Origin of the sequence: Yoonia sp. (assembly GCF_046292185.1) — a bacterium.
GTDB lineage: Bacteria > Pseudomonadota > Alphaproteobacteria > Rhodobacterales > Rhodobacteraceae > Yoonia.
In genome coordinates this window covers 23,203-29,667 of the sequence record NZ_JBKBQY010000037.1, presented here as the reverse complement: position 1 = coordinate 29,667, position 6,465 = coordinate 23,203, and the positions used below count along the sequence as shown (strand labels likewise).

At 53.8% G+C, this 6,465-nt stretch carries 6 protein-coding genes and 1 tRNA gene; 4 read left to right on the top strand and 3 right to left on the bottom strand.

The window, feature by feature from the left end:
* Positions 1-992: 992 nt before the first annotated feature.
* Positions 993-1,211: an XRE family transcriptional regulator gene (locus ACK4TM_RS08750; protein ID WP_409699821.1), complete on the bottom strand. Its 219-nt coding sequence runs from the start codon at positions 1,209-1,211 to the stop codon at positions 993-995.
* Positions 1,212-1,847: 636 nt separating this feature from the next.
* Here ACK4TM_RS08750 and ACK4TM_RS08745 point away from each other — a divergent pair.
* From ACK4TM_RS08745 to ACK4TM_RS08735, 3 genes are all read left to right on the top strand, one after another.
* Positions 1,848-2,336 carry a hypothetical protein gene (locus tag ACK4TM_RS08745; protein WP_409699818.1) on the top strand — a complete coding sequence of 163 codons (489 nt, stop codon included), beginning with the start codon at positions 1,848-1,850 and terminating at the stop codon, positions 2,334-2,336.
* A gap of 186 nt (positions 2,337-2,522) precedes the next feature.
* Entirely contained in the window at positions 2,523-3,152 is a 630-nt protein-coding gene (locus ACK4TM_RS08740; protein WP_409699815.1) for an NYN domain-containing protein, read from the top strand.
* Positions 3,153-3,254: 102 nt separating this feature from the next.
* A complete protein-coding gene (locus tag ACK4TM_RS08735) occupies positions 3,255-4,211 on the top strand; it encodes an SOS response-associated peptidase (RefSeq protein WP_409699812.1) in 957 nt (318 codons plus the stop codon).
* Between the two features lie 92 nt (positions 4,212-4,303).
* On the opposite strand, the gene ACK4TM_RS08730 is transcribed toward ACK4TM_RS08735, so the two are convergent.
* A tRNA-Leu gene (locus ACK4TM_RS08730) sits at positions 4,304-4,390 on the bottom strand.
* Positions 4,391-4,541: 151 nt separating this feature from the next.
* On the opposite strand from ACK4TM_RS08730, the gene ACK4TM_RS08725 reads away from it, so the two are divergent.
* The gene (locus tag ACK4TM_RS08725) at positions 4,542-5,522 is read left to right on the top strand and encodes a complex I NDUFA9 subunit family protein (RefSeq protein ID WP_409699809.1); all 981 of its coding nucleotides are present in this window, start codon (positions 4,542-4,544) and stop codon (positions 5,520-5,522) included.
* Positions 5,523-5,543: 21 nt separating this feature from the next.
* Here ACK4TM_RS08725 and ACK4TM_RS08720 read toward each other — a convergent pair whose 3' ends face one another.
* A complete protein-coding gene (locus tag ACK4TM_RS08720; protein ID WP_409699806.1) occupies positions 5,544-6,347 on the bottom strand; it encodes an undecaprenyl-diphosphate phosphatase in 804 nt (267 codons plus the stop codon).
* Positions 6,348-6,465 lie beyond the last annotated feature (118 nt).

Below are 6,465 nucleotides of genomic sequence, written 5' to 3'. Positions count from 1 at the left end.
CCGCGACGACGCCATTCAACACTGGGCTGGAAAAGCCCTGTCGCCTTCGAACGGAAGGTGGCTTAAACGAGCACTTGGAGCGGCACAAATACGCGACAGGTCCACCACAGAAAATATGATGATAGCTATAATGAATTTATTGGCGATCGACAGTCCCAGATCAGTTCGCATCGATACATCAAGCTGCCGAGAAACCTTCGTGCGAAAGCCCTCATCGTCATGCCTCAACAACATATGCATATCCAATCATTCAATCAAGCGAACTGACATTTTCCATTCGCCGAAGTCATACAAATAGGTACAAAGAGAGCCATGAACGTCGTCCGATGTTGTGTTGCGATTGTGGCGGCTCACTATGTCAGCCACCATTGAAGGGCATATCAGTTGTTAGCGCAATCATGGCTGTTCAAAATATGTAGCGCACTGTAGCCTAGCAAATGACCCAATCAAATTGTACTTCGTTAAATTAATATAATAAAATAAACAGCTTGAGATTAGTTTTTTGGTGGAGTCAGGCGCCATCTAACCGCTCGAGCTGTAGAATCTGTGATGCGGTAATGATGTAGGCGGCATGGTTGGCTTGATGAATGACCGCTGTTCTATATGTGGCGCAAGCCCCTCGCACCCGCAGCGAACTCACACTTTCTGCCTGACCTGCATGAGCCTGCAGGCGCAGCAAGTTGTTAGACATGGGTCTGCTTTGGGCTGGGAGCGTTCATCTATGCTGGCGTCAGTTCACCCACGAGTGACTGCTTCGGTCGACGAAGTTTTCTGGCCTCGTAGCTTTAGCGAATGATCAGTTTCTGCCCGTCGGTGACGACCTCTGCTGATCGACCAGACCGGCCCATTTTCACCATTCAAACCATTGCAGCTACGCTACGAACGCAGGCCGTTTACCTCACTGATCCTCCATCAAGAGTCGACTAACGTGGTTCACCAAGACTAATCCTGAGCTTGAAGCGTTTACATTTCAGCGATTGAAATGATGTCTTCTACAATAGCTTGGCATTGGAGATGGCAACGCCTGTCCCAGGAGAAGTCTCCCCGGCGTTCAGAAAAATTAAACCATGCGCTTCCAGCACTTCCTTAACTTTTCGTGCAGTCTCTGGCGAGACGAGTTGGGCATACTCGGCCGGGCCTTCAAGGCGTCGCAGCGTTACGATCGAAATTCTTGCTAATTTGCAAAGCTCTCGTTGATCGATACCCAGCATAGTTCGGCCGGCCTTGAGTTGTCGTTGAAAAGTCATGTGAATTTGCTCCATATCCCCAATGATAGCTTGCTATCATAACGTCCCTTTGATATAAAGTTATCATAAGCAAGAGGATACGAATAGATGAAAAACCTTTGTGTTAAATTGGCGAAATCAGGTGCCTTCTTGGTTGTATCCTTAGATACGATGCTTGTGCTGTCTGGGGCATATGAGTTCGCTGAACGTGTGGCAGACATCATTGGATAATCTGTGTGCTACAGGGTCCAGACCGAGTATATTTTCTTTTCCACTTGGGGTTCGGCTATGTCAGCGCGAGTGCAGTCATAGCTCGGGCAGCAACGGCTTGCGCGTGTCTCACTGTCCGCCGACTCCCCAAGATTTTAGCATTGTCCGTGCATTGGTAGGAACTGTAAGCGATGACCATAGTGATGATCGATTCAGTGGGCTGACGTTTATTCTCAGTGTCGTTTTGAGCAGCCACGCCGATCCGGTAGTCAGTAATAAGCCAACCTCTGTCCCCATTACTCGATAGTTGTGAAAACATTTTATAGAGTAAAGAAACGAATATGGGTAAATACAAAACTTCACAAAAGCGCTTCTAACTAGCGAAAAACCGTTTCATGGATCGGAAACGGCATGAACAGCTACAGCGTCAACCGGCCTTGCTCTGATCGGATTCTGCCAGAAATACGCAGCCTTGTCGGTGGCCATCTGTTAGAGGTGGCTGCCGATCCATTTGACATGCTTCAAGCCACCGACCTGATGATGCTGGATGCCCGTGACATTCGTGTTGCGGCCCGTGTTCGCCGCCCCGGCTATGGCAACCGCTATCCCAACGAATTCACCATCCGGTCACGCGTCCCATCAGGTGCAGAGACGGTGTTATCCAAGATAGTGAATGGGGCGGGCGACTGGCTGTTCTACGGCCACGCCAACGCCTCTCATACAGGTATGGAGGCTTGGTGCCTGATCGACCTTAAGGCGTTCCGTGCGGGGCTGATCCGGCAGGCCAATGGGCATTACATTCGGTGCGGCGACAAGGCCAACCACGATGGCACATGGTTCAAGTGGTTTGACATCCGGTCGTTTCCGCAAAATCCACCGTTGGTCATTGCCCACGGATAAATGCCATTACACGGTGGATTGGAGCGGCAAATTTTGCTGGAAGATCACAAATTTACACCCTAACAATAAAAAACCCTCAGCCGGAGCCGAGGGTGTGCTAGCGGCGTACCGCGTCGCGTTGATGACGGTGATATACCTTCGGCGGCGGTTAAAATCAAGTGGGGGAGTGGAAAAATTCGAGCAGGTTTGTACATTGACGGCTTCAATCTCTATCATGCCATTGATGATCTTGGGGAAAATTTCCTTAAATGGACTGACTACTGGCGGTTAGGTGAAACCATCATACCCAGCAAATCTGAAACGCTCGTAAAGGTGTGTTATTGCACCGCTTACTACCCTGATGAAAAGAAGAAGTGGCGACATCAAACCTTCTTAAATGCTCTAAAAATAAAAGGCGTTGACGTGCAGCTAGGGCACTATGTGCATGAGGATGCAAGCTGCCGAAACTGCGACAACAAATGGCAGAAGCCAACAGAAAAAGCTGGCGACATCAATGTTGCAATTCACCTCCTTAAAGATGCATTTACTGACGAGGTTGATCACTTTTACTTGCTATCACAGGACTCGGATCAATCAGCGACAGTCAAGCTCTTTTCTCAACAGTTCCCAAAAAAGAAGCTGACGACCGTTTCGCCGCCTGGACGAAATTTTTCTAGTCACATCATGAAGCATGCCGATTCAAAGATTAAGTTGACACGTGATCATATCGAACGCTGTGTTCTACCTGAGATACTGATCGGTCCACCCCCTGTGCGTAGGCCTCGGGAGTACGCACCACCAGATGGGTGGATACACCCAGACCTGAGGAAAAAATAAGTAGTCGCGTGGCACTCGACTATCACTGCCTTAGTGATGATGGCCTGCTAGCTGGCCTAAGTACATCTTCCAGAATCACCTTTTGTTCTGCATGTATCCTGCATGGTCCAACGCAGCACATCACAATTAAAAATCGACCAACAAGCCTTCCCTGTTGTCGTTCGGGTGCTGCTTCCTGAGCGTGGGATGATTTCCCTCGGCTTAGACAACAACCCTGATCAATGGCTGCTTGAAAATGTAGGTTCAGGCAACTTTGCCGTGACGCCGCATCATTCCCGCCGTGGCGATGGCGTTGCCGTCAACCTGCGATCAGTCGAGGATGCGTTTGCTTTCGTCCAGCGGTTCCCCATGTTGAAGCTATCTGATGAGACGATGATCATGGCCTATCCGTCGGCCTACAGTGAAGAAGCAGAGTGGGAGGCGGATCTGATGTGCAATCTCTACTCCATGACGAAGTCACAGGACGCACTACGCAACCTGTTCCCAAAACCGCCAATCGACCGGCTTGGAAACATTGAAGAGATGGCAGGCATCTATCCCGACTACCATGCCCCCATCATCCGTGAGGGCACGGAGGGCCGGGAAATGGTCGTGGGCCGCTGGGGCATGCCGTCTCCTGAATTCGCCCTACAGAACAAAAAGACGGATCGTGGCGTGACCAATGTGCGCAACACGAAGTCGCCTCACTGGCGTCGATGGCTTGGGCCTGAGAACCGTTGCTTGGTCCCGCTGACCAGCTTTGCAGAACCCGACGTGAAAGGTGGCATCCGTTCAAATGTCTGGTTTGCCATGACCGATGACCGGCCTGCATTCTTTGCGGGGATCTGGACGCGGTGGACCTCAGTGCGCAAGCTGAAGGATGGCGAGACCAAAGACGAGCTGTACGCCTTCCTGACGACCGATCCGAATGCCGAAGTGGCGAAGGTTCACCCAAAGGCTATGCCTGTGATCCTAACCGAACCGGACGACTGGGAGAAGTGGCTGACAGCGCCATGGACCGACGTTGCTGATCTGCAGAGGCCGCTGGCTGATGGCGCTCTCAGGCGCGTGGAAGCCTAGCCATTTTGCACTTGGGGTGGTTTCACGGGTGGATTGGGAAAGTCTGAAATCAAACTAGTGCATTGATTACAATCAATAAAAGCTTGTTTTATTGGTGCCCAGGAGAGGACTCGAACCTCCACATCGTTGCCAATACTAGCACCTGAAGCTAGCGCGTCTACCAATTCCGCCACCTGGGCAGGTGTGCTTGGCGGGGAATAAGGCTGCCCGCGCGCGGTGTCAACGGGATTCGATGCGAAATTTGCATGATCTTTCAATCGGCAGGATTGCGCCTTGTCTGACAGGGGGCGGGGCGGTAAACGGAGGCTGAACCTGAACAAAGGCAACCATATGTCAAAGCTCGTCACTATCTTCGGCGGATCCGGTTTTGTCGGTCGCTATATCGCCCGCCGCATGGCCCAGGAAGGTTGGCGCGTCCGCGTCGCTGTGCGCAATGTCAACCAGGCGACCTTCGTGCGCCCCTATGGCGCAGTCGGTCAGGTCGAACCGGTTTTCTGCAATATCCGCGACGACGCCAGTGTTGCTGCCGTGACTATGGGCGCAGAGGTTGTGATCAATTGCGTGGGTGTCCTTGCCGAGGTGCGCAAGAACACCTTTGCCGCCGTGCAGGCCGACGGTGCGACCCGCATCGCCCGGATCGCATCCGAGATGGGGGTGGCGCGGATGGTGCATATCTCGGCCATCGGTGCCGAACAGGCAGCGCCAAGCCAGTATGCCCGTACCAAGGCCGCAGGCGAGGCCGGTGTGCTTGCACATATGCCGGGTGCCGTGATCCTGCGCCCGTCGATTGTTTTTGGCCCCGAGGACCAGTTCTTCAACCGCTTTGCGGGCATGTCCCGCTTTGGCCCGATTCTGCCGGTCGTCGGTGCCGATACATTGTTCCAGCCGGTCTATGTCGATGATGTCGCTGCCGCTGCGGTCAAGGCCGCGCTGGGGCAGGCACCCGCGGGTATCTATGAATTGGGCGGGCCTGATGTGGCGACCTTCCGCGCCCTGATGCAACAAATGCTGGAAATCGTGCGCCGTCGCCGCTTGATTTTGAACATCCCATTCGGGATGGCAAGGGCGATGGCCATGGGCTTTGGCGTGGCAAGGGCCGTGTCGCTGGGGATCATCAAACCACCGTTGACCAAGGATCAGGTCGCAAATCTGGCCATTGATAATGTGGTCAGTGACGGGGCGAAAACCTTTGCCGATCTGGGCATTCACCCCACAGCGATGATGGCGGTCCTGCCGGATTATCTGTGGCGCTTTCGTCCGTCCGGGCAATATGACGCGATCAAGGAATCCGCGGGGAGCATGCGGCGCTGACCGGCGTCGCGCTGAATGTGATCAACTGTAAGCGATGAACAGCAACACCAGCCCCAATGCGATCCGATAGATCACATAGGGCGTATAGCTGACGCTGCGCAGCAAACGCATCATGATCGCCAGCGCGGCGAAGGCCGCGATGCAGGACATGACTGCCACCAATGCGATATCGCGCAGATCGGCTGCGGTGGCGCTGCCGATGACATCAAGGCTTAGCAATGCGCCAGAGGCGATGATCGTCGGGATCGACATCAACATCGACAAGCGTGCGGCGTCCGGGCGGGCATAGCCCAGCATCCGCGCGGCGGTGATCGTGATGCCGGACCGCGATGTGCCGGGGATCAATGCGACGGCCTGCCACAGCCCCATGATCACGGCATCTTTCAACGTCCACTGCTCAGCGGATTTGGCGGTCTGTTTGTTGCGGTCCGCCAGATAGAGGATGATCCCGAAGATGATCATCGCCCAGCCGATCACGGCGATTCCGCGCATGGCATCGGCAAGGCCAGTTACTTTCAGGATCAGTCCGGCGATGATGACCGGGATTGTCGCGATCACCAGGCAAAGCGCCAGGAACGCGCCCTTGGTATCAACCTTGCCGCGCAGCAACCGGAATGCGCCAAAGAAGGCCAGCCGCACATCGGCCCAGAAATACAGGATGACCGCGACCAGAGTGCCCAGATGCGCCGCAACGTCGATCACCAGCCCCTGATCATCCAGCCCGGTCAGAATGGGCAACAGAATCAGGTGCCCGGATGATGAGACGGGCAGAAACTCTGTCATGCCTTGGATGAAGGCGACAAGGAGCAGGTTGAATGTAGTCATGACGATGGCCCAATCTGATTCGGTCTGCGCACCCTATCGGGTTGGCAAACCGAGGGAAGAGGCTATATAGGTCAATGTGCGGACCTAATTTTCGCTATTTATCGCACTCGTCGCAGTG

Coding starts and splice junctions, on each gene's coding strand:
- ACK4TM_RS08750 (WP_409699821.1), bottom strand. CDS start 1,211: ATGCTGGGTATCGATCAACGAGAGCTTTGCAAATTAGCAAGAATTTCG.
- ACK4TM_RS08745 (WP_409699818.1), top strand. CDS start 1,848: ATGAACAGCTACAGCGTCAACCGGCCTTGCTCTGATCGGATTCTGCCA.
- ACK4TM_RS08735 (WP_409699812.1), top strand. CDS start 3,255: ATGGTCCAACGCAGCACATCACAATTAAAAATCGACCAACAAGCCTTC.
- ACK4TM_RS08725 (WP_409699809.1), top strand. CDS start 4,542: ATGTCAAAGCTCGTCACTATCTTCGGCGGATCCGGTTTTGTCGGTCGC.
- ACK4TM_RS08720 (WP_409699806.1), bottom strand. CDS start 6,347: ATGACTACATTCAACCTGCTCCTTGTCGCCTTCATCCAAGGCATGACA.